General features: G+C 58.2%; 24 protein-coding genes, 2 pseudogenes and 1 other annotated feature. Of the genes and pseudogenes, 24 read left to right on the top strand and 2 right to left on the bottom strand.

Annotated features, from left to right (window positions below):
* Nucleotides 1-131 precede the first annotated feature (131 nt).
* From DCL27_RS05735 to DCL27_RS05685, 12 genes and pseudogenes are all read left to right on the top strand, one after another.
* The gene (locus DCL27_RS05735; RefSeq protein ID WP_005294756.1) at nucleotides 132-1,820 is read left to right on the top strand and encodes an aspartate:alanine antiporter; all 1,689 of its coding nucleotides are present in this window, start codon (nucleotides 132-134) and stop codon (nucleotides 1,818-1,820) included.
* A gap of 783 nt (nucleotides 1,821-2,603) precedes the next feature.
* A pseudogene (locus tag DCL27_RS05730) lies at nucleotides 2,604-2,726 on the top strand (hypothetical protein); the annotation flags it as partial.
* Between the two features lie 276 nt (nucleotides 2,727-3,002).
* Nucleotides 3,003-3,188, top strand: a pseudogene (locus tag DCL27_RS17760) (LacI family DNA-binding transcriptional regulator); the annotation flags it as partial.
* A gap of 51 nt (nucleotides 3,189-3,239) precedes the next feature.
* Complete coding sequence (locus tag DCL27_RS05725) at nucleotides 3,240-4,064, top strand: substrate-binding domain-containing protein (RefSeq protein ID WP_050979646.1); 825 nt, start codon at nucleotides 3,240-3,242, stop codon at nucleotides 4,062-4,064.
* Nucleotides 4,065-4,213: 149 nt separating this feature from the next.
* Nucleotides 4,214-5,245: a TRAP transporter substrate-binding protein gene (locus DCL27_RS05720; protein ID WP_035599955.1), complete on the top strand. Its 1,032-nt coding sequence runs from the start codon at nucleotides 4,214-4,216 to the stop codon at nucleotides 5,243-5,245.
* A gap of 107 nt (nucleotides 5,246-5,352) precedes the next feature.
* Nucleotides 5,353-5,832, top strand: a complete 480-nt coding sequence (locus DCL27_RS05715; protein ID WP_035599953.1) for a TRAP transporter small permease — start codon at nucleotides 5,353-5,355, stop codon at nucleotides 5,830-5,832.
* Nucleotides 5,829-7,109: a TRAP transporter large permease gene (locus tag DCL27_RS05710; protein ID WP_005294734.1), complete on the top strand. Its 1,281-nt coding sequence runs from the start codon at nucleotides 5,829-5,831 to the stop codon at nucleotides 7,107-7,109. Before DCL27_RS05715 ends, DCL27_RS05710 begins: the two co-directional genes overlap by 4 nt.
* Before the next feature lie 126 nt (nucleotides 7,110-7,235).
* Nucleotides 7,236-8,237, top strand: a complete 1,002-nt coding sequence (locus DCL27_RS05705) for an NAD(P)-dependent oxidoreductase (RefSeq protein WP_035599952.1) — start codon at nucleotides 7,236-7,238, stop codon at nucleotides 8,235-8,237.
* Between the two features lie 170 nt (nucleotides 8,238-8,407).
* On the top strand, nucleotides 8,408-9,016 hold the full coding sequence (ybjG, locus tag DCL27_RS05700; protein ID WP_005287831.1) for an undecaprenyl-diphosphate phosphatase: 609 nt from the start codon (nucleotides 8,408-8,410) through the stop codon (nucleotides 9,014-9,016).
* Between the two features lie 270 nt (nucleotides 9,017-9,286).
* Nucleotides 9,287-10,051 carry a DNA-binding transcriptional repressor DeoR gene (gene deoR / locus DCL27_RS05695; protein ID WP_005287834.1) on the top strand — a complete coding sequence of 255 codons (765 nt, stop codon included), beginning with the start codon at nucleotides 9,287-9,289 and terminating at the stop codon, nucleotides 10,049-10,051.
* 825 nt (nucleotides 10,052-10,876) lie between these two features.
* Nucleotides 10,877-12,169, top strand: coding sequence for an HAAAP family serine/threonine permease (locus DCL27_RS05690; protein ID WP_035599947.1), 1,293 nt, complete (start codon nucleotides 10,877-10,879; stop codon nucleotides 12,167-12,169).
* Nucleotides 12,170-12,267: 98 nt separating this feature from the next.
* The gene (locus DCL27_RS05685; RefSeq protein WP_005287847.1) at nucleotides 12,268-13,635 is read left to right on the top strand and encodes an L-serine ammonia-lyase; all 1,368 of its coding nucleotides are present in this window, start codon (nucleotides 12,268-12,270) and stop codon (nucleotides 13,633-13,635) included.
* 72 nt (nucleotides 13,636-13,707) lie between these two features.
* Here DCL27_RS05685 and DCL27_RS05680 read toward each other — a convergent pair whose 3' ends face one another.
* A complete protein-coding gene (locus tag DCL27_RS05680; RefSeq protein WP_035596025.1) occupies nucleotides 13,708-14,907 on the bottom strand; it encodes a serine hydrolase in 1,200 nt (399 codons plus the stop codon).
* Between the two features lie 464 nt (nucleotides 14,908-15,371).
* On the opposite strand from DCL27_RS05680, the gene DCL27_RS05675 reads away from it, so the two are divergent.
* The 3 genes from DCL27_RS05675 to rimO all read left to right on the top strand — a co-directional run bounded on the left by DCL27_RS05675 (nucleotide 15,372) and on the right by rimO (nucleotide 18,204).
* Nucleotides 15,372-15,923 carry a kinase inhibitor gene (locus DCL27_RS05675; protein WP_005287858.1) on the top strand — a complete coding sequence of 184 codons (552 nt, stop codon included), beginning with the start codon at nucleotides 15,372-15,374 and terminating at the stop codon, nucleotides 15,921-15,923.
* A gap of 19 nt (nucleotides 15,924-15,942) precedes the next feature.
* A complete protein-coding gene (locus DCL27_RS05670; RefSeq protein WP_035596031.1) occupies nucleotides 15,943-16,776 on the top strand; it encodes a helix-turn-helix transcriptional regulator in 834 nt (277 codons plus the stop codon).
* A gap of 102 nt (nucleotides 16,777-16,878) precedes the next feature.
* Nucleotides 16,879-18,204, top strand: coding sequence for a 30S ribosomal protein S12 methylthiotransferase RimO (rimO, locus tag DCL27_RS05665; protein ID WP_005294722.1), 1,326 nt, complete (start codon nucleotides 16,879-16,881; stop codon nucleotides 18,202-18,204).
* 264 nt (nucleotides 18,205-18,468) lie between these two features.
* Here rimO and DCL27_RS05660 read toward each other — a convergent pair whose 3' ends face one another.
* Nucleotides 18,469-19,299, bottom strand: coding sequence for an SDR family oxidoreductase (locus tag DCL27_RS05660; RefSeq protein WP_035596034.1), 831 nt, complete (start codon nucleotides 19,297-19,299; stop codon nucleotides 18,469-18,471).
* Nucleotides 19,300-19,595: 296 nt separating this feature from the next.
* Between DCL27_RS05660 and hisL the strand changes: the two genes are divergently transcribed.
* From hisL to hisIE, 9 genes are all read left to right on the top strand, one after another.
* Nucleotides 19,596-19,643 carry a his operon leader peptide gene (hisL, locus tag DCL27_RS05655; protein ID WP_106389040.1) on the top strand — a complete coding sequence of 16 codons (48 nt, stop codon included), beginning with the start codon at nucleotides 19,596-19,598 and terminating at the stop codon, nucleotides 19,641-19,643.
* Nucleotides 19,619-19,751: a sequence feature (His leader region), on the top strand. (Overlaps the previous gene by 25 nt.)
* 54 nt (nucleotides 19,752-19,805) lie before the next feature.
* Nucleotides 19,806-20,705 carry an ATP phosphoribosyltransferase gene (hisG, locus tag DCL27_RS05650; protein ID WP_005287875.1) on the top strand — a complete coding sequence of 300 codons (900 nt, stop codon included), beginning with the start codon at nucleotides 19,806-19,808 and terminating at the stop codon, nucleotides 20,703-20,705.
* A 4-nt stretch (nucleotides 20,706-20,709) separates the two neighbouring features.
* Nucleotides 20,710-22,020: a histidinol dehydrogenase gene (gene hisD, locus DCL27_RS05645; protein WP_035596037.1), complete on the top strand. Its 1,311-nt coding sequence runs from the start codon at nucleotides 20,710-20,712 to the stop codon at nucleotides 22,018-22,020.
* Nucleotides 22,017-23,090 (top strand): histidinol-phosphate transaminase, encoded by a 1,074-nt coding sequence (gene hisC, locus DCL27_RS05640; RefSeq protein ID WP_035596041.1) that lies wholly within the window; start codon nucleotides 22,017-22,019, stop codon nucleotides 23,088-23,090. Before hisD ends, hisC begins: the two co-directional genes overlap by 4 nt.
* Nucleotides 23,091-23,092: 2 nt before the next feature.
* Nucleotides 23,093-24,172: a bifunctional histidinol-phosphatase/imidazoleglycerol-phosphate dehydratase HisB gene (gene hisB / locus DCL27_RS05635; RefSeq protein ID WP_035596044.1), complete on the top strand. Its 1,080-nt coding sequence runs from the start codon at nucleotides 23,093-23,095 to the stop codon at nucleotides 24,170-24,172.
* Complete coding sequence (gene hisH, locus DCL27_RS05630) at nucleotides 24,172-24,777, top strand: imidazole glycerol phosphate synthase subunit HisH (RefSeq protein ID WP_005287886.1); 606 nt, start codon at nucleotides 24,172-24,174, stop codon at nucleotides 24,775-24,777. Before hisB ends, hisH begins: the two co-directional genes overlap by 1 nt.
* On the top strand, nucleotides 24,774-25,511 hold the full coding sequence (gene hisA / locus DCL27_RS05625; RefSeq protein WP_035596047.1) for a 1-(5-phosphoribosyl)-5-[(5-phosphoribosylamino)methylideneamino]imidazole-4-carboxamide isomerase: 738 nt from the start codon (nucleotides 24,774-24,776) through the stop codon (nucleotides 25,509-25,511). The genes hisH and hisA overlap by 4 nt, the downstream gene beginning before the upstream one ends.
* Nucleotides 25,493-26,269 (top strand): imidazole glycerol phosphate synthase subunit HisF, encoded by a 777-nt coding sequence (hisF, locus tag DCL27_RS05620; protein ID WP_035596050.1) that lies wholly within the window; start codon nucleotides 25,493-25,495, stop codon nucleotides 26,267-26,269. The genes hisA and hisF overlap by 19 nt, the downstream gene beginning before the upstream one ends.
* Complete coding sequence (gene hisIE, locus DCL27_RS05615) at nucleotides 26,263-26,898, top strand: bifunctional phosphoribosyl-AMP cyclohydrolase/phosphoribosyl-ATP diphosphatase HisIE (protein WP_035596053.1); 636 nt, start codon at nucleotides 26,263-26,265, stop codon at nucleotides 26,896-26,898. Before hisF ends, hisIE begins: the two co-directional genes overlap by 7 nt.
* Nucleotides 26,899-26,939: the final 41 nt, after the last annotated feature.

Below are 26,939 nucleotides of genomic sequence, written 5' to 3'. Positions count from 1 at the left end.
GTCATACCCATTGGGTATCCACCATTCACCGCTGGCGAGTCCTCGGTGAATTCTCATATATTCTACGGCTGAATTTAGCTCTAACAGTCGATCATATCAAGAACCTGATAGTTAACAATAAGTTATTCTACATGAATATTGATGTCGCGAGTTTGTTAACAGGCAATTATATCCTGCTGCTGTTCGTGGTCCTGGCGCTGGGGCTTTGCCTCGGAAAGCTGCGCATAGGCTCCATCCAACTGGGTAACTCCATCGGTGTGTTAGTGGTCTCCCTGCTACTAGGCCAACAACACTTTGCCATCAACACCGATGCCCTCAACCTAGGATTCATGCTATTTATTTTCTGCGTCGGTATCGAAGCCGGACCCAACTTCTTCTCTATCTTCTTTCGCGACGGGAAAAACTATCTCATGCTGGCCTTGGTGATGGTCGCCAGCGCCCTGTTTATCGCGCTGGGGCTGGGTAAGCTGTTTCACTGGGACATCGGCCTGACCGCCGGGATGCTGGCTGGCTCGATGACCTCGACGCCGGTGTTGGTGGGCGCGGGTGATACCCTGCGTCAGACGCTGGCCAACGATCCGCACTTGGGGCAACTGCAAGATCACCTAAGCCTGGGCTACGCCCTGACCTACCTGGTTGGCCTGGTCAGCCTGATCTTCGGCGCTCGCTACCTACCGAAGCTACAACACCAGGATCTGCCCACCTCGGCCCAACAGATCGCCCGTGAGCGCGGCCTGGACAACGACACCCAACGCAAGGTGTTTCTTCCGGTGATCCGCGCCTATCGCGTCGGCCCGGAGCTGGTCGCCTGGGCGGATGGTAAGAATCTGCGTGAATTAGGGATCTACAGCCAAACCGGCTGCTACATCGAACGCATCCGCCGCAACGGCATCCTGGCGACACCGGACGGCGACGCGGTGCTCCAGGTCGGCGATGAGATCGCCTTAGTGGGCTACCCCGATGCGCACGCACGCCTCGACCCGAGCTTCCGTAACGGCAAAGAGGTGTTCGACCGCGACCTGCTGGATATGCGCATCGTCACCGAAGAGATCGTGGTGAAGAACAGTAACGCCGTCAGCAAGCGTCTGAGCCAGATCAAGCTGACCGACCACGGCTGCTTCTTGAACCGGGTGATCCGCAGCCAGATCGAGATGCCGATCGACGACAATATCGTGCTCAACAAGGGCGACGTGTTGCAGGTCAGCGGCGATGCCCGCCGCGTCAAGAGCGTGGCCGACCGCATCGGCTTTATCTCGATCCACAGCCAAGTTACCGACCTGCTGGCCTTCTGCGCCTTCTTCATCATCGGCCTGATGATCGGCCTGATTACCTTCCAATTCACCGGCTTCTCTTTCGGGATCGGCAACGCCGCTGGCTTGCTGTTCGCCGGCATCATGCTGGGTTTCCTGCGCGCCAACCATCCGACCTTCGGCTACATTCCGCAGGGGGCGCTGAACATGGTGAAGGAGTTTGGTCTGATGGTGTTTATGGCGGGGGTCGGCCTGAGCGCCGGCGCCGGCATGCGCAATGGCCTGGGCGAGGTCGGCGGCCAGATGCTGATCGCCGGGCTGATCGTCAGCCTGGTGCCGGTGGTGATCTGTTTCCTGTTCGGCGCCTTCGTGCTGAAGATGAACCGCGCGCTGCTGTTTGGGGCCATCATGGGCGCGCGCACCTGTGCGCCAGCCATGGACATCATCAACGACGCCTCACGCAGTAACATCCCTGCCCTGGGTTATGCCGGCACCTACGCCATCGCCAACGTGCTGCTGACCCTGGCCGGTACCCTGATCGTCATCATCTGGCCCGGCGTGGTGGGCTGACGCTCTCCCCCTCACCGGCGACGAAAAAAGATCATCTTTTTCGTCGCTGGCGGCTGAACTTTCCACGCCAGCGTCAGTCTGAATTAATGCCACTGCTTTTCTTTGACGTCCCCATATTGAGGAGCCCGATAATCCCGCCGCTTAGGTTCAAGGTTATCGGGTTTTTTATTGCCTGTATAAAAATTATTTTATCATCAAACTGTTATACAAGCAGCGTGTTCGATATGGCGACAACGTGGCGACACCCCCTCAACAACCACCTGTCTGATCAACCTATCGCTCCCTTGCCCCTTTTGTAACATGCGCTCATCCGTAACAAAAATGCGGCAAGAAGGTTGCTTGACCCAAGTTTTACACACTGCTTTAGATTTGTAGTTCGGCTGAAAATCATACGGCGCTTGGCTTTTCGCTGTAAAAAACGGTAATGGATAGGTGTATCAGTGAGGAAAATTGAATCGAGAGCTAGATCAGTGACAATGCTTTAGTCTTCCTGACGAATGAAGGCTGCCAACTTTGTATTCCCGCTAACACCAGGTAGGTAGCGTCATCTATTACTGATATTCTATGGCTTATACCGAACTCTTGCATCACACCAAATTATTTGTATAAGACATTCCGTACTTGCAGTAAGTTCGGACACAGGTTCAACTCCCGCCAGCCGCACAGCACAAGCTCTGCGGGCTTTTTTACGTCTATTGTCATCCAGTGAGAATTGCTGAGAACTACGAGTTATAGCACCCTGAATGGGCCCCACTAAGAAGGTTCCAAAAATCGAGGGTCAAAATGGCAAAAATCGCTAAGAGGTTCACTGACACTGAAATCAAAAGCACCAAGCCAGCCGATAAAGAAATCAACTTGTTTGACGGTGATGGTTTGATTTTACGAATCGCTCCTTTGGCGAAAGGAGTGAGCCATGCCACTAAAATCTGCCATATTACAAAGGAACTGCCAATAAATCATATATCTGATACGAGCCATCTGACCAAACAGGAAAAACTGTCTTATCTCCAGTGAGCCGAACCGTGTTGAGGCAACCATCAGCTGCTATGCCAACCTCCGTCCACCTCCCCAATGAGAGCCTCTCCTCAATACACCGGCCAACCCACAACATATAATGTGAAGACATTTACTTTATTGATAATATTTCTATGCTATCGCTAACCGCTAGCGCACCATCGTTTTATATGCCTCCCAGATGGAGAAGGTCGCACCGACCGACAGGATAACCGTGTCACGCCAACGATTCGTGATGTAGCCCGAGTAGCCGGCGTAGGGAAAAGCAGCGTCTCTCGCTATCTGAACGGCGAACAACATGCACTCTCTAACTCGCTTAAAGCCCGCATCGCACACGCCATCGAGCAACTCAACTATCGCCCCAATCCGGTGGCACGCAGCTTAAGGAATGGGCAGACTCGCCTGTTGGGACTAATCCTGGCGGACATTGCTAATCCCTACTCTCTCGGTCTGATACAGGGTATCGAGTCAGTCTGCCAACAGCGGGGCTTCACGCTGTTACTCGGTAATAGCGCCAACTCGGCTGAGCAGATGCAACGTTACCTGACATTCTTTGCCAGCTATCGGGTACAAGGTCTCCTGCTGCATCCTCCGGCCATCGCCCTCAGCCCTCAACCAACCTCACCACTACCCGACTTGCCACATGTCATCATCGATCGTTATATGGCGCAAACTGCGGGCGATTTCGTCGGGCTGGATAATCAGCTCGCTATGCAGCAAGCCTGCGCCCATCTCTACTCCCAACACTATGATGCGCTGCTCTTTCTTAGCGAACCCATCGCTCATATCTCTTCACGTAGCGAGCGCTGGCAGAGTTTTCAACAGATTACAGCACGATATCCTACCCGGTTGGCTCAATGCGCTCAGGTTGAGCGTGAAGACAACAATGCACTCGACATGCTGTTATACGACTTTTACCAACAGCAACGCGCAGCGCGACGTCGGGGGGCGATATTGGTCGCCAATGGTGCCCTGACCCAACAGGTCACTCTCGCGCTGCTACGCCTTGGCCTACGCTGGGGTCACGAATTGGGGTTACTCGGCTTCGACGATGCCGAATGGTATCGCCTGGCCACGCCGACCATCAGCGCGATCCGCCAACCGACCATGCAGATAGGTATCCTCGCCGCCGAACGATTGATCCAGCGTTTGAACGGCGATCTCAGCGATTTCTGTGAACAACGTTGTTTACCTGAGTTAATTATCCGTCAATCAACATGCTCTAATTGAGCCACTCTCACATTTTTATCTTTCGACTCATGATCAATTAATCATCTGTGATGAGTTTCACTTTGACTGGGGCCGGTCCCAATTATATTGACTGCGCCATATAGGCACTCTCTCCCTCATGGAATCACCGCGCCGATGGAGCATATATAATGCAAATAAATAAATTCTTCTCTATACCCATTATAACCAGAATTCTTATAGCCAGCGCCCTTATTTTTCTCCCCCTTACCAGTTCAGCCACCGACATTCATTCCCGCATCCTCAAAATGCCGATCGTTAACGCCATCGATCATCCTCAGGGCGTTGGTGCCAAGGTCTTCGCCGAGGAGGTAGCTAAAAATAGTAACGGTAAGATCAAGATAAAGATCTTTCCCAACGGCACACTCGGTGGTGAGCAACAGGTAGCCTCAGCTATGCAGGGTGGGACGATCGAAGTCTCGATGATGTCGCCAGCCCAGATTGTCGGGACCGTGCCACAATTTATCGTATTGGATTTCCCCTTCACCCTAAAAAATGAAGCCCAGGCCGACGCCGTATTAGATGGCCCCTTCGGAAAACAATTGATGAGTTATATGCCGGAGAAGGGTTGGGTCGGTCTAGCCTATATGGAACAAGGTTATCGGAGCATCAGCAATAATAAACGCCCGATCAACACACTGGAGGATATTAAGGGATTAAAAATTAGAACTATCCTTAATCCGTTATATATCGACATGCTGAATGCTTTAGGGGCGAACGCCATTCCTATGCCCTTCCCCGAGCTCTATACCGCGATGGAGACTAAGACTGTCGATGGCCAAGAAAACCCGGAAACCTCTATCGATGCCAATAAATATTATGAGGTACAAAAATACTTTAGCGGCACACGTCATATCTACAATCCCCAAATGCTGATGGTCAGTAAGAAGCTCTGGGACCAACTCTCGGAGGACGAGCGGCAGATTTTCCAGCAAGCCGCCCTGACGGCGCGTGACGCCCAACGCCAGTTCGCTCGTGAGATGACCGAGAAATCGCGGGCAAATCTGCTGGCCAATGGTATGCAGCTCAATGAGATCTCTGCCGCCGAACTGGCTCGTATGCAGAGCGTGGTCCAGCCGGTCATCGATAAATACGCCGCCAAGCTAGATCCTGAACTGGTCAAACAATTTCAGCAGGAGTTAGCCCGTACCAACAATCTATAAGCGTCCTCACCCATCCTGTCGGTAACGAACCCAATGCCGCTGATGCGAGAGACACAACGCACGTCGGGGAGTGAGTGAAGGGAAGACTCAACTCAGGGAGCATCGCGATGGCTGTATTCGAAAAATATCTTATTACACTGATCAACGGGATCATCATCGCTTGTCTTGCCGCCATGATGGTGATGGTCTTCGTCAATGTGGTGCTACGTTATGGCTTCAACACTGGTATCACCTTCTCCGAAGAAGTCTCACGGCTATGCTTTGTCTGGATGACCTTCCTCGGCGCGATTATCGCCATGCGCGATGGTAGTCATATCAATGTGGACTCCTTGCTCCACCATCTCCCCGCTCGTGCTCAACAAGGCTGTATGCTGATCGGCCATGGCCTCATCATCTTCGTCTGTAGCCTATTACTCGAGGGCGGCTGGCAGCAGACCCTGATCAACATCACGACCCTCTCCCCCGTCACCGGTTGGCCAATGGCTTCACTCTATATCACCAGCGTCATCGCCAGCATTGGCATCGCCTTATATGCACTCCGCAATATTCTGCGCCTATTATGTCAATGGCAGGGGGAGAGACGATGATCCTGTTTATCTTCCTCGGCATCCTACTTGGCAGCCTCGCTATCGGTGTTCCCATCGCCTTCGCCCTCTTTCTCTCCGGTATCGGATTGATGTGGCATATGGATCTCTTCGATGCACAGCTGATCGCACAGAATGCCGTCGACGGCACCAATAACTTCGTGTTGTTGGCGGCGCCCTTTTTTATGCTGGCTGGCGAGTTTATGAATGCGGGCGGTCTCTCACGCCGTATTGTTCGCATGGCGCTGGCTTTAGTCGGTCATATTCCCGGCGGTCTCGGCTATGTCGCCGTCTTTGCCGCCATCCTGATGGCCAGTCTCTCCGGCTCGGCACTGGCTGATACCACCGCACTGGCGGCGATGCTGCTTCCCATGATGCGCGATGCGGGTTATAACCTCAATCGCTCTGCCGGCCTGATCTGTTGTGGTGGCGTGATCGCCCCGGTGATCCCGCCCAGCATCGCCCTAATCCTCTTCGGCGTCGCCGCGCAGGTATCTATCACCAAGCTATTCATCGGCGGTATCGTACCCGGTATCCTGATGGGGCTGAGCATCCTCATCGTCTGGGGGTGGATTGCGCGCAACGATCAACACGTTGCAACCTTCGCCAAACCTAGCAAGGCCGAGCTCTGCCAGATATTTCGCCAGGGATGCTGGGCGATGGTATTGCCTTTCATTATCTTATTCGGCTTGAAGTTCGGCCTATTTACTCCGACAGAAGCCGGGGTCGTCGCCGCGGCCTATGCGCTGTTTGTCGGCAGGTTTATCTACCACGAACTTAACTTCCACGATCTCTACCGACTCTTCCTTAATGCCGCCAAGATGACCGCCACCGTGATGTTCCTAGTCGGCGGGGCGATGGTCACCTCCTGGCTGATCACCGTTGCCGATCTGCCGGGAGAGTTACTCACCGTGCTCGAACCTTTCGTCGACCATCCCACCCTATTTCTACTGGTATTAGTGACGCTGCTATTCGTGATCGGCACCGCGATGGATCAGACGCCGATCATCCTGATTTTAGCGCCGGTGTTAATTCCTGTGGTGAAAGCCGTCGGTATCGATCCGGTCTATTTTGGCATCATCTTCGTCATGATAACCGCACTGGGACTGATCACTCCGCCTGTCGGCACCTCGCTCAACTCGGTATGCAGCGTCGGTAAACTCCAGATCGGGGCCGTAACCTTGGCCATGATGCCCTTCTTACTCGCCGAGTTTTCGGTGGTGATCCTGCTGATCATCTTCCCGCAAATCGTCACCGTACCGTTGGCCTGGATGGGCTAAGGCTTATCCGGTCATCGACTCCCTTAATGGCCCTCGTTCAAAGGTGCCATTACGGGAGATCATGGCGGCGCGCTATTCTGTGCCGCCTTTCCTCGCGGCTCATCACTCTTCACGGAGAAAGGCACCATGAAACCAAGCATTGTTCTCTATAACTCCCTGCCTACCGATCTGCAACAGCGCCTTACTGAGCACTTTACCGTGCATCGCTTCGCGGCTCTCACCGCTGACAATCGCCAGCAAGTAGAGGCCGCACTCCCCGATGCCATCGGCCTGATCGGTTCCGGCGCCGTCATCGATGCCACCCTATTAGCCCATGCGCCACGACTGCGCGCCATCTCGACCATCTCCGTCGGCATCGATCAGTTCGATGTCGACGACCTTTCTCAGCGCGGCATCGCTCTCATGCATACCCCCGATGTCCTAACTGAGACCACCGCCGATACGCTGTTTATGCTATTGATGATGACTGCCCGACGAGCTCTGGAACTGGCTGAATGGGTCAAGGCAGGCGCATGGCGGGACAGCATCGACGCCCGTCATTACGGCATCGACGTGCATCATAAAACCATCGGCATCGTCGGGATGGGGCGAATCGGTTATGCCTTAGCGCAACGCGCGCATGCTGGCTTTAACATGTCGGTATGCTACCACAGTCACCATGCACATCCCGCTGCAGAACGGGTATTCGCCGCCGAGCGCTGCTCGTTAGAAACCTTGCTTGCGCGCGCCGATTTCGTCTGCTTAACGCTTCCACTCACCGCTCAGAGTCAAGGTCTAATCAATGCGCAGCGACTCGCTCAGATGAAGCCTGACGCGATCCTAATCAATGGTGCCCGGGGAAAAATTGTCGATCAACACGCTCTGTTCCAAGCACTACAATCGGGCCGACTGCGCGCCGCCGGGTTGGATGTCTTCGATCCTGAACCGCTCCCCGTCGACGATCCGCTACTCCGGTTAGCCAATGTCGTTGCATTGCCGCATATCGGCTCGGCGACCCATGAGACACGCTATGCGATGGCGCGCTGCGCGGTAGAGAACCTGATCGCCGCACTGGCTGGCGATATCCGGCGCAACTGCGTGAATCACCATTCACTCCATCAATTCCTCCACGCCCCACGAGCGGAATAAGGTTTCCTTAAGCCTGGCCGATTACGCTGTGGTTAAACCCGGCGACAACCGCCGCGCATTAGCATTGGCGTCGGCGAGCGCTTCTCCCTATAGTTTAGCGTTCGTCCGCTCGCCCTAGGCGAGGTCGGGCTGCCGTCCTCCCTGTTCCGTTGTTGATTGAGTCTGTTTGCATGGAAGAGTTTAACCGCACCTTTTTTCTGTGGATCAACGCCACGCCGCACGCACCGCAAGCCTGGCTGATGTTCGCCCGCTTTATCGCCAAAGATGTGATCCTGGTGATTCCCCTGACCATCGTCGCCGGCTGGCTATGGGGCAATGCCGCGCGGCTGCCCGCCCGTCGGGTGATCATCAGCCAGGCGACGCTTACCCTGATCATCACCCTCCTGTTGGCCCAGATCATCGGCTGGCTACTGCCCCACCCGCGCCCCTTCGCCATTGGGCTGGGTCATCAGTTCCTCCCCCATGCGCCCGATAGCTCCTATCCCAGCGATCATGGCTGCGCCATCTTCAGCTTCGCGTTGGCGTTCCTGCTCTGGTCGCCGAGCAAGTGGCCCGGATTGGCGCTACTGCTCTGTGGCCTCGCCATCGCCTGGTCACGCGTCTACCTTGGCGTGCATTGGCCGCTGGATATGATCGGCGCCTTCCTGGTCTCCCTGGCCAGCTGTGGCCTGGTACAACTGCTCTGGCCATCTTATGGCAACGCGCTGGTAGCGGCGCTACAGCGCCTTTACCGTCGCCTGTTCGGCTACGCGATTCGACGCGGTTGGGTGCAAAACTAAGCGTGGAATAATCAGGTGTTACACGCGTGATGCGTGATGCGTGACAAATAAAAATGTCACGTAATCATCAAGAAACGGCGTATCATGTAGGGGAAGTAACACAGTATGCTTTTCCCTACGCGTCGTTTCCACGCACCTAGGGTGTATGCTGAAGTTGATGAAAGTCAGGTATGGCTGCGCAGGCCGAGGTGTCTTGCGTTGTATCAAACGGCGGCCCCCTCCCTCCAGGCTCGTCGACGCCATTCACGGAATCACACAGCGAGAGAGATTATGGAAGCCCGGCGTTACGATCGTATCAATCGCCTATCTCAGGCACTGAAACGTACTGATAAGCTGCACCTGAAAGATGCAGCCGAATTACTGAATGTCTCTGAAATGACCATCCGCCGCGATCTGGCGGCCCAGAACAGTGATGTGGTGTTGCTGGGCGGTTATGTCGTACTGGATCCCAAGATCCACCAGAGCGTGCGCTACTTTGTCAGCGATCAGCAGGAAAAACAGGTCAAAGAGAAACGCCACATCGGCGCCTTGGCGGCGAAGCAAGTGCAGCAAGACGATGTAGTCTTCTTCGATTGTGGGACGACGGTGCCCTTTATCATCGATGCCATCGATGAGCAGTTGCACTTTACCGGCGTCTGTTACTCGCTGAACACCTTTCTCGCCTTACAGAGCAAGCCCCACTGTCGAGTGATCCTGTGCGGAGGGATCTTTAACCCAGACAGCGCCATCTTTGTCGCTAGCGACGGCGCCAGCGAGTTAGACAACCTCTGCCCGACGCTCGCGTTCGTCTCCGCGGCTGGTATCTCGATTAAACAGGGAGCGACGTGCTACAACCTCGACGAGATCACCATGAAGCGCAAGGCTCTGCTATGCTCTCGGCGCACTATCTTGATCGCCGACGCCAGCAAATTTGGTGAGGTACGCAGCGCCTGGATCGCGCCCTTGGAGCAGTTTAGCGCCCTCATCTGCGATCAAGCGCCGCGTGCTGAATTAAAGAACTATCTTCAGACACACAAAGTACAATTATTATACTAGTCCTCACGGTGCTCACCCGCTTTATCGTTGCCGTCGTTATTAATTCTCTCGCTAGACATAACAACGGCAGCCTTATCCCCCGGTATAAAATCCCCGCAAGATTTTTCTCTCGTTAAAGTGTGAGCCACTATTCAGACTACAAAATTAATTATCATACATAATATGTAATATCAGGAATGGGCTCTTTTATTATTCGTAAATTATCTGGAACGATAACGGTTGCGTTATTTTTCAACGAATAGATGAATAATTAATCCGAATTGAAGAATCTTGACCTTTCCTTAAAAAGACTTTTAAAAACAATGCATTAAAAATGCAGCCTCGGCGTAACCTATAAGAGTTATTTCACTGTAATTCAATTAAATAGGGGAAAATGGTGCAGCAGAATATTCATCACATACTCTCTACATTTTTTTACTTAACTCGCTAATTATGTTAAGCGGCGCGATTTTATTTGTTAAGCCTTTGTTTGACTTTTGACCAAAAATCCGGCAAAAAACGGCAAAAAATAAATGAATATTGCATTTGCGAGCCTGATCACGGACGTTTAAACTGTAAATCTATATCTTTGCGCCCGAAAAATGCTGTAGCACACCAACAAGAAAAGTTGTTTTCTGAACGGATTCAATCGGTTCGCTGTTCTCAAGAAATAGCGAGCGATTACTGTTTGTGCTCTTTTCCGCTCAGCGGCTTTATTTTAACGGATTAAACTTTTTTCGTTTTTTCATTAGGAATTATTAACTCACTCAGTTCCCTGATTGAGCGTCTGTTTGCCCATGGGGTAAATAGGCCAATCAGAACACATGTGTTCAATTTGGAGACACTATGGACACCACTCAAACTGGTACTATTGCTTCTACCTCCGCCGCAAAGAGTGCCTGGCGTAAGTCAGACACCATGTGGATGCTGGGCCTGTATGGTACGGCGATCGGCGCGGGCGTTCTGTTCCTGCCGATCAACGCCGGCGTCGGCGGTCTGATCCCGCTGATCATCATGGCGATCCTGGCATTCCCGATGACGTTTTTTGCTCACCGTGGTCTGACCCGTTTCGTCCTGTCCGGTAAAAATCCGGGCGAAGACATCACGGAAGTAGTTGAAGAGCACTTTGGTATCGGCGCAGGTAAACTGATTACCCTGCTGTACTTCTTTGCCATCTACCCGATCTGCCTGGTCTATAGCGTCGCTATCACCAACACCGTGGAAAGCTTCATTACTCACCAGTTGGGTATGACGGCCCCGCCGCGTATCCTCCTGTCCCTGATCCTGATCCTGGGTCTGATGACCATCGTACGTTTCGGTGAGCATCTGATCGTGAAGGTCATGAGCATCCTGGTTTACCCGTTCGTCGCGGTACTGATGATGCTGGCTCTGTATCTGATCCCGAACTGGAACGGCGCCATCTTCGACAGCGCGGCCATCGCCAGCTCTGCCTCCGGTAGCGGCCTGTGGATGACCCTGTGGCTGGCTATCCCGGTCATGGTGTTCTCCTTCAACCACTCACCGATCATCTCCGCCTTCGCCGTGGCGAAGCGTGAAGAGTACGGTGACGAACTGGCCGAGAAGAAGTGTTCTCAGATCCTGAGCTACGCGCACATCATGATGGTTCTGACCGTGATGTTCTTCGTATTCAGCTGCGTCCTGAGCCTCTCTCCGGCGGATCTGGCCGAAGCCAAGGCACAGAACATCTCTATTCTGTCTTACCTGGCTAACCACTTTAATACGCCGGTCATCGCCTTCGCGGCGCCGATCATCGCCTTCGTGGCCATCACCAAGTCGTTCCTGGGTCACTACCTGGGTGCTCGTGAAGGCTTCAACGGTCTGGTCATCAAGTCACTGCGTGGCCGTGGCAAGAGCATCGAAATCGGCAAGCTGAATAAGATCACCGCGCTGTTCATGCTGATCACCACCTGGATCGTGGCGACGCTGAACCCGTCCATCCTGGGCATGATCGAAACCCTGGGCGGCCCGGTTATCGCGATGATTCTGTTCCTGATGCCGATGTATGCCATCAACAAAGTACCGGCCATGCGCAAGTACAGCGGCCACATCAGCAACGTATTCGTTGTCATCATGGGTCTGATTGCCATCTCCGCAATCCTGTACACCCTGTTCGGTTAATTCAGCTCGACAACTCGACCGGCGTGTCTTCGCGCCGGTCGTTTTTTTCGCTTGGCAACCGCTTTAATTCCCAGCCTTGATGAATCATTGGAGGCGATATGATTAGTGTTTTTGATATCTATAAGATCGGCATTGGCCCATCCAGCTCCCACACTGTCGGGCCGATGAAGGCCGGTAAACAATTTTGCGACGACCTGATCGAAAAGGGTCTACTGAACGACGTCACCCGCGTCGTTGTTGACGTTTATGGCTCCCTGTCGCTGACCGGCAAGGGGCACCACACCGACCTGGCCATTATCATGGGCCTCGCCGGCAACCTGCCGGATAGCGTCGATATCGACAGCATTCCTGGCTTTATCAAGGATGTGGAGACCCGTGGTCGTCTGCTGATGGCGAACGGTCGCCACGAAGTGGCGTTCCCGCTGGAAACCAGCATGAACTTCCACGAGGATAACCTCTCCCTGCACGAGAACGGCATGCGCATCACCGCGCTGGCCGGCGATCAGGCGATCTACAGCAAGACCTACTACTCCATCGGCGGCGGCTTCATCGTCGACGAGGAGCACTTCGGTCAGCAGGGCAGCCAGCAGGTTTCCGTCCCCTACCCTTACGCCAGCGCCGCCGATCTACAGCGTCTGTGCAAGGAGTCCGGCCTCTCGCTCTCCGGCCTGGTGATGCAAAATGAGCTAGCGTTGCACAGCAAAGAAGAGATCGACGCGCATTTCGCCCGAGTCTGGGACGTCATGCGTACCGGTATCGAGCGTGGGATGAACACCGAAGGCGTATTGCCGGGGCCGCTGCGCGTGCCGCGTCGCGCTTCCGCGTTGCGCCGCATGCTGGTCACCAACGACAAGATCAGCATCGATCCGATGGCGGTGGTCGATTGGATCAACATGTTCGCCTTCGCAGTCAACGAAGAGAACGCCGCTGGCGGCCGTGTCGTCACGGCGCCGACCAACGGCGCCTGCGGGATCATTCCGGCGGTCTTGGCCTACTACGACAAGTTTATCCGTGAAGTTAACGCCAACTCCTATACCCGCTACTTCCTGGCCTCTGGGGTCATCGGTACGCTGTATAAGATGAATGCCTCCATCTCTGGCGCCGAAGTGGGCTGCCAGGGTGAAGTCGGCGTCGCCTGCTCCATGGCGGCGGCCGGTCTGGCCGAACTGCTGGGCGGTAGCCCGGCACAGGTCTGCATGGCGGCAGAGATCGCGATGGAACATAACCTGGGTCTGACCTGTGACCCGGTGGCGGGCCAGGTTCAGGTGCCGTGCATCGAACGTAACGCCATCGCCGCCGTCAAGGCCGTGAACGCGGCGCGTATGGCCCTGCGTCGTACCAGCGAACCGCGCGTCTGCCTGGATAAGGTCATTGAGACCATGTACGAAACCGGTAAGGACATGAACGCCAAGTACCGCGAAACCTCGCGCGGTGGCCTGGCGCTGAAGGTGCTCTCCTGCGGCTAAGGTTGCGCTAAACATAAAATGCCCGGCATTGGCCGGGCATTTTTTTGCAGGCATTCGGCGCGACAGGCGTATTTAGCCGAACCAGCCGCCGAACAGGCTATGCAGCTTCAGCATAATAAAGTCGATGATGCGGCCAAAGAAGCCCGCCTCCGGCACCGCCTCCAACACCACCAGCGGACGCTGCTCGATGCTCTTGCCATTGAGCTGGAAGTCGATGGTGCCGACCACCTGCCCCTTCTTCAGCGGCGCCTCCAGCGTCGGCTGGGTTAGGGTATAGCTGGCCTTGAGATCCTTCATCTGCCCGCGCGGGATGGTGACCGCCGCGCTCTTATCGACCCCGAGTGCGACCTCGCTGCGCTCGCCGTACCATACCTTCTGGGTGGTGAACGGTTGGCCGATCTTGATTGGCGTCACGGTTTCATAGAAGCGGAAGCCCCAGGTCAGCAGTTTCTTGCTCTCTTCAAAACGCACCCGATCGCTCGGCGCGCCAAGCACCACCGAGATTAAGCGCATCGGGCCGTCGGTGGCCGAGGCCACCAGGTTATGCCCGGCGCCATTGGTAAAGCCGGTCTTTACGCCATCGACGTTCAGGCTCGTGTCCCACAACAGACGGTTGCGGTTAGTCTGGCGGATGTTGTTGAAGGTAAATTCCTTCTCTTTATTCAGCTGGTACTCATCCGGCACATCGGCGATCAGATGCTGGCTGATCAGCGCCATGTCACGCGCCGAGCTGTACTGCCCTGCGGAGTCCAGACCATGGACGGTGCGGAAGTGGGTGTTCTTCAGCCCCCAGGACGCCACATACTTGTTCATCAGGTTGACGAAGGCGTCCTGACTGCCAGCCACATGATCCGCCAACGCGATACTGGCGTCGTTACCCGATTGGATCACCACGCCACGGTTCAACTCCGATACCGGCACGCGATCGCCTGGCTTGAGAAACATCAACGAGGAGCCACGCAGCACCGGGTTACCTGTCGCCCAGGCATCCTTACCGACCACCACCATGTCACCGGGGGCGATCTTACCGGACTTCAACGCCTGACCGATGACGTAGCTGGCCATGATCTTGGTCAGGCTGGCCGGGTCGAGACGCTGATCGGCATTGCCCTCCGTCAGCACGCGGCCACTATCATAATCCAATAGAATATAAGCCTTGGCGTTGATCTGCGGTGGCGCCGGTTCGGCGGCAAGTAACGGTAAGGCAACCAAGGTCAGCCCCGCCCCCAGCGTGAGCCGGCGGAGAAAGAGAGTAAGCGCACGATTCTTCATGATAAGACCAATGTGTCCATTCAAATGATCAAACAACGCGTCATTGCCCGCAGCAATGCGCCTGGAATAGCGTTGGCAGCGACACCGTATCGTGGGGGAGGGACTCCGCCCGCCACCACCCGGCGGACAATCCTGCCGAGAAAGCATGACTTAATTTTATGACATTTCACGCCGTTATAGCGCCCCTAACAGGATTTTTTCCATGTAAAGACACTTCTTGACGCGCGATTGTGGGCGGGGGCACATTTTTCTCGGTTATCCATTCGCACCGAGGAGCGCGCCGCCGCTCTCCGCCAAACGCCGCGCGCCCCATCCCGCCGCAATGAACACTATGCCGTAACGGTCATTCCTCCCCATATGGGCACCATCGGATGAGCGATTCGGCACAATCTCAGAGCGTTTCGGCACAACATCCCCCCGCCGGCTCGGGTAGGCTATCGTCATCATCACAGAGGAGCTATCCCATGACTAAGACCACCGTTTCCCTGGCAGCCCTGGCGCTGCTCTCACTGCCGGTACACGCCCAAGACTTCACCCTGAGCAGCCCAGATATGCAGCCAGGCCAACAGATGAGCAATCAGCAGGTGTTCGCCGGTTTCGGCTGCCAAGGCGGCAACCGCTCCCCGGCGCTGAGCTGGTCCGGCGCCCCACAAGGGACCAAGAGCTTCGCCATCACCGCCTATGATCCCGACGCACCGACCGGCAGCGGCTGGTGGCACTGGACCGTCGTCAATATTCCGGCCACCGTGCATCATCTGCCGGCCGGGGCCGGAGCACAGGACAGCACCACCCTCCCCGCCGGCGCGGTTCAGGGACGCAACGACTTTGGCTATGCCGGTTTCGGCGGCGTCTGCCCGCCTGCGGGAGACAAACCGCACCGCTACCAGTTCACCGTGTGGGCGCTGAAAACCGATAAACTGCCGATCGATAATGCTTCCAGCGGTGCCTTGGTTGGTTTTATGCTGAACGCCAACAAACTGGCGACCGCCCAACTGGTGCCGGTATACGGTCACTAAAATCCGGAGAGCGCGCGACATGCCACAGCCCGTCATCCCTGTTCCGACGCTGCAAGAGATCAGCGCCCGCCAGAGCCATCAACTGCGGCGCGTCACCCTGTTCAGCCCGGCCCTCTGCCTGATACGCCAAGGCAGCAAGACCATTCAGTGGGGAGAGCGTTGCGAGGTTGCCGGGGAGGCATCGTTGGTGCTGTTCCCGGCGGGCAGCGAGGTGTGCATGGCAAACCAGCCGGGGGGCGGCTACTATCGCGCCGAGATGCTCTACCTACCGGCGGCGCTGTTGCAGCAGTTTCGCCGCCGTTATCCTCAGCCGACGCCCCCCGAAGGGGCGTTCCGCTCCTGCTGCCTGGCGATGACGCCGACGCTGACGCTACTGTGGCAGCAACTGTTACAGGGATTACGTCTGCCGCTGGCGCCCACGCTGCTCAATCATCTGGCCGAAGGGCTACTGTTGGCGCTCCAACCGAGCGGCCATAGCGCGCTGCTGCTGCATGAGCGCCACGACCGCCTGACAGAGCAGATCCAGCAGTTGTTACTGCTCGACCCGGCCCATGCCTGGCAGGCCGGGGAGGTCGCCCAACGCCTGCATATGGCCGAATCGACCCTGCGCCGCCGCCTGAGCGCCGAAGGCAAAAGCTTTCGCGATATTCTCGATGAGGTACGCCTTGGTCAGGCGTTGCTGGCGATCCAGTCGGGCAACGCCCCGATCGGCGATATCGCCGGCCAGAGCGGCTACGCCAGCCCATCACGTTTCACCGCCCGCTTCGTGCGCCGCTACGGCCTGACCCCCAGCGCCCTACGCCAAGCGTTGCGCCAGCCCGACGCCCCTCAGGCTGGCTCGGCGCTCGTCTAATTCCCTCTGCGGCGGACACGGGAGAAATAGCGGTACAAATTCAGCGCAGGGCGCTGTAAAATCCCTGCCCTATCATAACCAGACACGATGAATTTTTACGCTATGAGCAATCAATCCCGCCAGCCGAAGATCGGCTTTATCTCACTCGGCTGCCCAAAGAACCTGGTCGACTCCGAGCGCATCCTGACGGAACTGCGCACCGAAGGCTATCTGGTGGTGCCGACCTATGAAGACGCCGATCTGGTGATCGTCAACACCTGCGGCTTCATCGACAGCGCGGTGCAGGAGTCGCTGGAAGCCATCGGCGAGGCGTTGAATGAAAACGGGAAAGTCATCGTGACGGGTTGCCTGGGTGCCAAGGAGAATCAGATCCGTGAGGTGCATCCCAAGGTGCTGGAGATCTCTGGGCCGCACAGCTATGAACAGGTGCTGCATCACGTACACAAATATGTCGCCAAGCCGCAGCACAACCCCTTTACCAGCCTGGTGCCGGAGCAGGGCGTCAAGCTGACGCCGAAGCACTTCGCCTACCTGAAGATCTCCGAAGGGTGTAACCACCGCTGCGCATTCTGCATCATCCCCTCTCTGCGTGGCGATCTGGAGAGCCGCCCGATCGGCGCCGTGTTGGACGAGGCCAAACGCCTGGCCGATTCTGGCGTCAAAGAGTTGCTGGTGATCTCGCAAGATACCTCCGCCTACGGCGCCGACATTCAACAGCGTACCGGCTTCTGGAACGGCCAGCCGGTTAAGACCAGCATGCTAAGCCTGTGCGAACAGCTGGCGACGCTGGGCGTTTGGGTGCGTCTGCACTACGTCTACCCCTATCCGCACGTGGATGATGTCATTCCGCTGATGGCGGCGGGTAAACTGCTCCCTTATCTGGATATCCCGCTGCAACACGCCAGCCCGCGCATCCTCAAGCTGATGAAGCGCCCGGGCGCCGTCGAGCGCACCCTGGAGCGCATTAAGCGCTGGCGCGAAATCTGCCCGCAACTGACGCTGCGTTCCACCTTTATCGTCGGCTTCCCCGGCGAGACGGAGGAGGACTTCCAGATGCTGTTAGACTTCCTGCGTGAGGCGCGTCTGGACCGCGTCGGCTGCTTCCAGTACAGCCCGGTCGAAGGCGCGGCGGCCAACGCCCTGCCCGATCAGGTTGCGGATGAAGTCAAGCAGGCGCGTTATGATCGCTTTATGCAATTGCAGCAGCAGATCTCCGCCGAGCGACTGCAAGAGAAGGTAGGGCTGACCCTGCCGGTGATCATCGACGAGGTGGATGAGGAAGGTGCCATCGGGCGCAGCATGGCCGATGCACCGGAGATCGACGGCGTGGTCTATCTGAATGGCGAGCGCAACGTTAAAGCGGGCGATATCGTCAACGTCACCATCGAAAATGTCGATGAGTATGACATGTGGGGCTCTCTGGCCTAATACTTATGGCGCACCGTGCCTGCGGTGCGCCATAACGATCCCATAAATTCATCGTTCTTCTCCTCATCGCCCCTGCTGCCCTGGCATGGGTTAGCTACTTTGTATAAAACAGCCATCTTGCAGATAAAGATAATAAAAATATCATTTTACGCCATTTATCTCCCCATCACTCGGCATAAAACGATGCGCTTTTTTACTCGCTGAGACAAAAAAACACCAACAGAAAAAACAACGCCGCCATCATGGGCGGCGGCGTCTCACACCTTATTCATAGGGCATCACGTTAGGATCAGAGTAACGATAGACAAATCCCAGCTCATGATGAATGCGCGAGCCATCTACCGACTTACCCGCCGCGTCCCCCTCCTCCGCCGTGCGGAACTGCGGCGGCGTCAAGCCGAGGGAGCGGGCCAATGACGGGTAAAACTGCTGACGCGCCGGATGATGCGGTGCGCACAGGTTATAGATATGCCCCCCCTGCGGCTGTTCGAGCAGCAGTTGGATCGCCGCGATCGCATCGTCCCGATGCAACAGATTAACCCCGGCGTTACCGCCCGGTAGATCGGTTTTCCCCGCCAGGAAGCGCCCCGGATGACGCCCCTCCCCCACTAACCCGGCGAGACGCAACACGTCGACCGAGGTATGGGGCAGATCGTGTAGCCAGCGCTCCAGATCGGCCAGTGCCTGGCCGGCCTGACTCGTGGGATGCAGGGGCGTATCCTCATTCACCTCACCCGCCACATCGCCATACACCGAGGTCGAGCTAAGGAAAATGATACGCGCTACCCCATAGCCCAACGCGCTATCCACCAGTTGACGCACCGCCTGACGATAGGCGATACCGCCATCGTTACCACAATTGGCCGGCAAGGTGATCACCAAGGCATCGACGCGTAACAACTGCGCCAAATCCTCCTCGTCGCACTCCAGTTGCGGTGCCAGCAGCAATGGATAACACTCCACGCCGCTCAAGCGCGCCGCCTCGACCCCATCCGGCGTGGTCTTACTGCCCACCACCTGATAACCGCGCGCCAATAGCGATAACGCCAGCGGCATGCCTAACCAACCTAACCCTACGATAGCCACTCGCTTCATTGCCCTCTCCTCATCTCGGCCCCGCCGCGTCTCGTCGTCGGCATATTCTCCGTTAAGGCTACGCTGCCCGCGACGGTTAGACAATTGTTACTCGCGACAACGCAGGTGACACGCAGCCTCGGCACCTCCCCTGATGGTGGGCGGGCAGCGCGTCATTGACCGCTGAACAAAAAAGCGCTTGCCAGGCATGACCGAATTGGTTTAGGTTAAAAATCACTGAGCGCATACTGCGCAGCATCGTCAAGGCGATGCATTATTGATTACGGGCATCACCCAGAAATACGGACACCATCATGCTGACTCGCGTACTGTTTAACCACCACCATCATCATCACCCTGACTAGTTCTTTCAGGCGGATGAGTGCTGGAAGACGGTCAACGGATCTTCCAGTGGCGACAGACGCAAGATGTGAAAAAGCCCTCGGAAGATCTTCTTCCGAGGGCTTTTTTGTTGTTCATCATTCACAGGCACCGGCCACACGGGCCGGCAAGTAAGGGGTAACATCATGTTGGACAAGACACGTTTACGCATCGCCATGCAGAAATCTGGCCGTCTGAGCGAAGACTCTCAGGCACTCCTGGCCCGCTGCGGGATCAAAATCAACCTGCATCAACCACGCCTGATCGCCTTCGCCGAGAACATGCCTATCGATATTCTGCGGGTGCGTGACGATGATATCCCCGGCCTGGTGATGGATGGCGTGGTCGATCTGGGCATCATCGGAGAAAACGTGCTGGAGGAGGAGTTACTCTCTCGTCGCGCCCAGGGTGAGGATCCGCGTTACAGCTTACTGCGCCGCCTCGACTTCGGCGCCTGCCGCCTGTCGCTGGCGATGCCGCTCGATGCCCCTTACGACGGTGTCCGTTGCCTGCAAGACTGCCGCATCGCCACCTCCTACCCACACCTGCTCAAACGCTATCTCGACGAGCAAGGCGTCGCTTTCAAATCCTGCCTGCTCAACGGCTCGGTCGAGGTGGCTCCGCGCGCCGGTCTGGCCGACGCCATCTGCGACCTGGTCTCTACCGGCGCCACGCTGGAGGCCAACGGCCTGCGTGAGGTCGAGGTGATCTACCGCTCGAAGGCCTGCCTGATCCAGCGTGATGGGGAGATGGCGCCCGCCAAGCAGGCGCTGATCGAACGCCTGTTGACTCGCATCCAAGGAGTGATCCAGGCGCGGGAGTCGAAGTACATCATGCTGCACGCCCCGAGCGATCGCCTGGATCAGATCATGGCGCTGTTGCCGGGTGCCGAACGCCCGACCCTGCTACCGCTGGCGGGCGACCAGAAGCGTGTCGCCATGCACATGGTCAGCAGCGAGACGCTGTTCTGGGAAACGATGGAACAGCTCAAAGCCCTGGGTGCCAGCTCGATTCTGGTGTTGCCGATCGAAAAGATGATGGAGTGAGACCATGAGCCGCTTTGCTACCCTGATCGAATGGAATGCCTGTAGCCCCGAACAACAGCAGGCCCTGTTACAACGTCCGGCCATCGACAACGCCGCCGAGATCGGCGCCAGCGTCACGGCGATCCTCGAGGAAGTGCGCCAAGATGGTGACGCCGCCCTGCGCCGCCTCAGCCAACGGTTCGACCGCGTTGCGCCCGAACAATTGTGCGTGACGCCACAGGCGCGCGACGCCGCCGCAGACGCCCTGCCGGAAACGCTGAAACGCGCCATGCGTCAAGCGGCGGACAATATCGCCCGTTTCCACCGCGCCCAACTGCCCCGCGACATCGAGGTTGAGACCCAGCCGGGGGTGATCTGCCGTCAGATCACCCGCCCCTTGGATACCATCGGCCTGTATATCCCCGGCGGCAGCGCCCCGCTGCTCTCCACGGTGCTGATGCTGGGTATCCCGGCGCGCGTCGCCGCCTGCCGCCGGGTGATCCTCTGTTCGCCGCCACCCATCGATCCGGCGATCCTCTATGCCGCCAGCCTGTGCGGCATCAACGAGATCTTCCAGGTCGGCGGTGCCCAGGCGATCGCCGCCATGGCTTACGGCAGCGAGTCGATTCCACGCGTCGACAAGATCTTCGGCCCGGGGAACGCCTACGTCACCGAGGCCAAGCGCCAGGTCAGCCAGCAGGTACAGGGCCCCGCCATCGACATGCCGGCCGGTCCCTCCGAGGTCTTGGTGATCGCCGATGAGTACGCCAATCCGGCCTTTATCGCCGCCGATCTGCTCTCTCAGGCAGAGCACGGCCCCGACTCGCAGGTGATCCTACTGACGCCGGATACCGGGTTAGCGCAGCAGGTCGCCGAGCAAGTCGAGGCACAGTTGGCGCGCTTGCCGCGTGCGGCCATCGCGCGCCAAGCCCTGGCGCAGAGCCGACTGATCGTGACCGACTCGCTGGCCGACTGCGTGGCGATCAGCAATCGCTACGGGCCAGAGCACTTGATCATCCAGACGCGCGACGCCGCCGCCTGGGTCGATGGCATCACCAGCGCCGGCTCGGTATTCCTCGGCGACTGGTCGCCGGAGTCGGTCGGCGATTACGCCTCGGGCACCAACCATGTGCTGCCGACCTATGGCTACACCGCCACCCACTCCAGCCTGGGCGTGGCCGATTTCCAGAAACGCATGACCGTGCAACAACTCAGCCCCGCCGGCCTGCTGGCGCTGGCGCCGACGGTCGAAGTCATGGCGCAGGCCGAACGCCTCGACGCCCACAGCAACGCCGTCAGCCTACGGGTTGCCGCCATTAGGGAGAGCCAAGCATGAAACCGATCAGCGCACTGGCGCGCCAGACTATTCAGCGCCTGACCCCTTATCAATCCGCGCGTCGCCTCGGCGGCCAGGGTGACGTCTGGCTCAACGCCAACGAATACCCGCAGCCGGTCAGCTACCCGCTGCGTAGCTCCGCCTTTAACCGTTACCCCGAGTGTCAGCCCGCCGAGCTGGTCGCGCATTATGCCGACTACGCCGGTGTGACACCCCAGCAGGTGTTGGTCAGCCGGGGCGCCGACGAGGGGATTGAGCTGCTGATCCGTACCTTCTGCGAGCCGGGGTGCGATGCGATGCTCTACTGCCCGCCTACCTACGGCATGTATGCCGTCAGCGCCGAGACCTGTGACGTCGAGCGGCGCTGTGTGCCACTGGATGCCGACTGGCAGCTGGATCTCCCCGCCATCGCAGCCGCCCTCGAAGGCGTCAAACTGGTGTTTGTCTGTAGCCCCAATAACCCAACGGGCAACCTGCTCGACCCCGACGCGCTGCGTCATCTGCTGGCGCTAACCGCCGGGCGAGCGCTGGTGGTGGTGGACGAGGCTTACATCGAGTTCGCCCCCGAGGCCAGCGTCGTCTCTTGGCTCGCCGACTATCCCCATCTGGTGGTGTTACGCACCCTCTCGAAGGCCTTCGCCCTGGCCGGACTGCGTTGTGGCTTTACCCTCGCCAGCAGCGAAATCATCGCCCTCTTGCAGAAGGTGATCGCTCCCTATCCCCTGCCATCGCCGGTGGCCGACATCGCCGCGCAGGCGACCACGCCCGCCGGGATCGCCGCCATGCGTGAGCGGGTGGCCTACATCGTCGCGCAGCGTCAGGCGCTGATCGCACAGTTACTGCGCTGCGACTGTATTCAGGAGGTCTATCCTTCTCAGGGGAATTACCTTATTTTCCGCAGCGACCAAGCCGCCCAGATTTTCCAGACCCTGTGGCAACAGGGCATCATTCTGCGCGATCAGAGCCGCCAGCCGGCGTTAGCCAACTGCCTACGTATCACCATCGGCAGCGACGCCGAACATCAGCGGGTGCTCACGGTGCTGCGTCGTTATAGCCAGGAGGGGAAGTAACCATGGAAAAGTATCTCTTTATCGATCGCGACGGCACCCTGATCGTCGAACCGCCGCAGGACTTTCAGGTCGACCGACTGGATAAGCTGGCGCTGATGCCCGGCGTCATCCCGGCGCTGCTGCGTCTGCAACAGGCTGGTTACCGCCTGGTGATGGTCAGCAACCAGGATGGTTTGGGCAGCGAACGCTTCCCGCAGGCGGACTTCGACGCGCCGCACGATCTGATGATGCAGATCTTCACCTCACAGGGCATCGTCTTCGATCAGGTGCTGATCTGCCCGCATCTGCCGCAAGCCGGGTGCGCCTGCCGTAAGCCGGCCACCGGGCTGGTCGACGCCTATCTGCAACCCGGCATCCTCGATAGCCAGGCCTCATGGGTGATCGGCGATCGCGACAGTGACCTGCAACTGGCACATAACATGGGGATCAACGGCCTACGTTACGCCGCCGACCCACAGGAGGGCACTAGCCTCGACTGGCCGCAGATCGCCGAGCGCCTGACCCGCCGCGATCGCCATGCTCGGGTCGAGCGCGTCACCCGCGAGACGGCGATCGTCGCCGAGGTGTGGCTGGATCGTCAGGGCGATAACCATATCCGTACCGGTATCGGCTTCTTCGATCACATGCTGGATCAGATCGCCACCCACGGCGGTCTACGTCTGCGCCTCGAGGCGCAGGGTGATCTGCACATCGACGATCACCACACGGTAGAAGATTGCGGCCTGGCATTGGGTGAGGCGTTACGTGTCGCCTTAGGCGACAAGCGCGGCATCGCCCGTTTCGGTTTCGTCCTGCCGATGGATGAGTGTCTGGCGCGCTGTGCGCTGGATATCTCCGGACGCCCCTACCTCTCCTTCAAGGCGGAGTTCAGCCATCAGCGTGTCGGTGATCTCAGCACCGAGATGGTGGAGCACTTCTTCCAATCGCTCGCCTACGCGATGGGGGTCACGCTGCACCTGAAGACCAAGGGTAAGAACGACCATCACCGCGTCGAGAGCCTCTTCAAGGCCTTCGGCCGTACCCTGCGCCAAGCCATCCGCATCGAGGATGATCGCTTACCCAGCTCGAAAGGAGTGCTGTGATGGGCGAAAAATGTAACGTGGTGATCCTGGATACCGGCTGCGCCAACCTGGCCTCGGTCGCGTATGCCCTGCGTCGCCTGGGCTATGACCCGCAGGTGAGTCGCGATCCACGCCGGGTGCTGGCGGCGGACAAGCTGCTGCTGCCCGGCGTCGGTAGCGCCCAAGCGGCCATGGCCCAACTGCGCCAGCGCGATCTGGTCGAGTTGATCCGCGCCTGTACCCAGCCGGTGCTCGGCATCTGCCTCGGCATGCAGTTGCTGGCCAGCCGCAGCGCCGAGGGCGACGTCCCCTGCCTCGGGCTGATCGATACGGCGGTGGCGCAGATGACCAATACCGGCCTGCCGCTGCCGCACACCGGTTGGAATCAGGTCAGCTCGCGCGCCGGCAATCCGCTGTTCCGCGCGATTCCCGACGGCAGCTACTTCTACTTCGTCCATAGCTACGCCTACCCACTGTGCGCCAACACGCTGGCGCAGTGCGACTACGGCTATACCTTCAGCGCAGCGGTGCAGCGCGACAACTTCTATGGCGTACAGTTTCACCCCGAGCGCTCCGGTCAGGCTGGCGCGCGCCTGTTGAAAAACTTTCTGGAGATGCCGTCATGATCATTCCGGCGTTGGACTTTATCGATGGCAACGTGGTGCGCCTGCATCAAGGGGACTATGGCCGCCAGCGTGACTATACGGGGGATGCCCTGACCCGCTTGCTGGCCTACCAGGCACAAGGGGCTCAGGCGCTGCACCTGGTCGACCTGAGCGGCGCGCGCGATCCGGCACAGCGTCAGCTAGCGATGCTGACACGCCTATTACAGGCGCTGCACGTGCCGGTCCAGGTCGGTGGCGGTGTGCGCAGCGCCGATGATGTGGCGGCACTGCTCGATGCCGGCGCCGCCCGGGTGGTGATTGGCTCGACGGCGGTGCGTCAGCCCGACGAGGTGGCCCGCTGGTTTGCCCGCTTCGGCGCCGAGCGGCTGGTGCTGGCGCTGGATGTCCGCATCGGCGTGGACGGCGAGAAACGGGTGGCCGTCAGCGGTTGGCAGGAGGACTCCGGCGTTACCCTGGAGCAGATGGTCGATCGTTTCCTACCACTGGGACTGCAACACGTGTTATGTACCGACATCGCCTGCGACGGCACGCTACAAGGCGCCAACGTGGCGCTCTATCGCCAGATCTGCACGCGTTACCCGCAGGTGGCGTTCCAATCCTCCGGCGGCATCGGCGGATTAGCCGACATCGCCGCGCTACGCGGTAGCGGCGTACAGGGGGTGATCGTCGGGCGGGCGTTGCTGGAAGGAAAAATGAGTGTCGAGGAGGCTATCGCATGCTGGCAAAACGCATAATTCCCTGCCTAGACGTACGCGACGGCCAGGTCGTTAAGGGCGTTCAGTTCCGTAATCACGAGATCATCGGCGACATCGTACCGCTGGCGCAGCGCTACGCCGCCGAGGGGGCCGATGAGCTGGTGTTCTATGACATCACCGCCTCCGCCGATGGGCGCACGGTCGATAAGCGTTGGGTCGCCCGCGTCGCCGAGGTGATCGATATCCCCTTCTGCGTCGCCGGCGGCATCCGCAGCGTCGAGGAGGCCGGGCAGATCTTGAGTTATGGGGCCGATAAGATCTCCATCAACTCACCGGCCCTGGCCGATCCGACGCTGATCTCGCGTCTGGCGGATCGCTTTGGGGTACAGTGTGTGGTGGTGGGCATCGATACCTGGCACGACACCACCAGCGACAACTATCAGGTCTACCAATTTACCGGCGACGAGACGCGAACCCGCGCCACCACCTGGCAGACCGAGGCCTGGGTGCAGGAGGTACAACGCCGGGGTGCCGGCGAGATCGTCCTCAACATGATGAATCAGGATGGGGTACGCAACGGCTACGATCTACGTCAGTTGGCACAGATGCGTGCCGTCTGTCAGGTGCCACTGATCGCCTCCGGCGGCGCGGGTACGGCGCAACATTTCCTAGAAGCCTTCAACCAGGCCGATGTCGACGGCGCCCTGGCCGCCTCGGTATTTCATAAACAGATTATTCAAATCGGTGAACTCAAGCGCTATCTGGCGCTCAACGGTGTGGAGATTCGACTGTGTTGACTCAAGGTTTTCTTTCGCAACAACAAAAAGAGCGGCTGGATTGGAATAAGGTCGAGGGAATGATGCCGGCCATCGTGCAGCATGCCGCCTCCGGCCAAGTGCTGATGCTGGGCTACATGACGCCGGAGGCGTTGGAACAGACCGAGCGCAGCGGCAAGGTCACCTTCTATTCGCGCAGCAAGCAGCGCCTGTGGACCAAGGGGGAAACCTCCGGCCATGTGCTGAATGTGGTCAGCATCACGCCGGACTGCGATCGCGATACGTTACTGGTGCTGGCCGAGCCGCAGGGACCGACCTGCCACCTCGGCACGGACAGCTGTTTCGACCCCGCCACCCCGCAATGGCTCTTCCTCTATCAGTTAGAGCAGTTGCTGGCGGCGCGTAAGCACGCCGATCCGCAAAGTTCCTACACCGCGCGCCTCTACGCCAGCGGCACCAAACGCATCGCCCAGAAGGTCGGTGAAGAGGGCGTCGAGACGGCGCTGGCCGCCACCGTGCAGGACCGCGACGAGCTGGTCAACGAGGCCTCCGATCTGGTCTACCATCTGCTGGTGCTGCTTCAGGATCAGCGTCTATCGCTAGGTGACGTCATCGACTGCCTATCTCAGCGCCACGCCCGCCGCCCTTAATCTCACCCGACGCCGCTACGGCGGCGTCCTTTCCCTCCCCG

The organism is Edwardsiella tarda ATCC 15947 = NBRC 105688 (assembly GCF_003113495.2).
Lineage (GTDB): Bacteria > Pseudomonadota > Gammaproteobacteria > Enterobacterales > Enterobacteriaceae > Edwardsiella > Edwardsiella tarda.
This window is presented reverse-complemented; position numbering and strand designations above follow the sequence as displayed.

Coding starts and splice junctions, on each gene's coding strand:
- DCL27_RS05675 (WP_005287858.1), top strand. CDS start 15,372: ATGACTAAGACCACCGTTTCCCTGGCAGCCCTGGCGCTGCTCTCACTG.
- hisC (WP_035596041.1), top strand. CDS start 22,017: ATGAAACCGATCAGCGCACTGGCGCGCCAGACTATTCAGCGCCTGACC.
- DCL27_RS05710 (WP_005294734.1), top strand. CDS start 5,829: ATGATCCTGTTTATCTTCCTCGGCATCCTACTTGGCAGCCTCGCTATC.
- DCL27_RS05705 (WP_035599952.1), top strand. CDS start 7,236: ATGAAACCAAGCATTGTTCTCTATAACTCCCTGCCTACCGATCTGCAA.
- hisF (WP_035596050.1), top strand. CDS start 25,493: ATGCTGGCAAAACGCATAATTCCCTGCCTAGACGTACGCGACGGCCAG.
- DCL27_RS05660 (WP_035596034.1), bottom strand. CDS start 19,299: ATGAAGCGAGTGGCTATCGTAGGGTTAGGTTGGTTAGGCATGCCGCTG.
- hisA (WP_035596047.1), top strand. CDS start 24,774: ATGATCATTCCGGCGTTGGACTTTATCGATGGCAACGTGGTGCGCCTG.
- DCL27_RS05735 (WP_005294756.1), top strand. CDS start 132: ATGAATATTGATGTCGCGAGTTTGTTAACAGGCAATTATATCCTGCTG.
- DCL27_RS05670 (WP_035596031.1), top strand. CDS start 15,943: ATGCCACAGCCCGTCATCCCTGTTCCGACGCTGCAAGAGATCAGCGCC.
- ybjG (WP_005287831.1), top strand. CDS start 8,408: ATGGAAGAGTTTAACCGCACCTTTTTTCTGTGGATCAACGCCACGCCG.
- DCL27_RS05680 (WP_035596025.1), bottom strand. CDS start 14,907: ATGAAGAATCGTGCGCTTACTCTCTTTCTCCGCCGGCTCACGCTGGGG.
- hisG (WP_005287875.1), top strand. CDS start 19,806: ATGTTGGACAAGACACGTTTACGCATCGCCATGCAGAAATCTGGCCGT.
- deoR (WP_005287834.1), top strand. CDS start 9,287: ATGGAAGCCCGGCGTTACGATCGTATCAATCGCCTATCTCAGGCACTG.
- DCL27_RS05685 (WP_005287847.1), top strand. CDS start 12,268: ATGATTAGTGTTTTTGATATCTATAAGATCGGCATTGGCCCATCCAGC.
- DCL27_RS05720 (WP_035599955.1), top strand. CDS start 4,214: ATGCAAATAAATAAATTCTTCTCTATACCCATTATAACCAGAATTCTT.
- hisB (WP_035596044.1), top strand. CDS start 23,093: ATGGAAAAGTATCTCTTTATCGATCGCGACGGCACCCTGATCGTCGAA.
- DCL27_RS05715 (WP_035599953.1), top strand. CDS start 5,353: ATGGCTGTATTCGAAAAATATCTTATTACACTGATCAACGGGATCATC.
- hisD (WP_035596037.1), top strand. CDS start 20,710: ATGAGCCGCTTTGCTACCCTGATCGAATGGAATGCCTGTAGCCCCGAA.
- DCL27_RS05690 (WP_035599947.1), top strand. CDS start 10,877: ATGGACACCACTCAAACTGGTACTATTGCTTCTACCTCCGCCGCAAAG.
- rimO (WP_005294722.1), top strand. CDS start 16,879: ATGAGCAATCAATCCCGCCAGCCGAAGATCGGCTTTATCTCACTCGGC.
- hisH (WP_005287886.1), top strand. CDS start 24,172: ATGGGCGAAAAATGTAACGTGGTGATCCTGGATACCGGCTGCGCCAAC.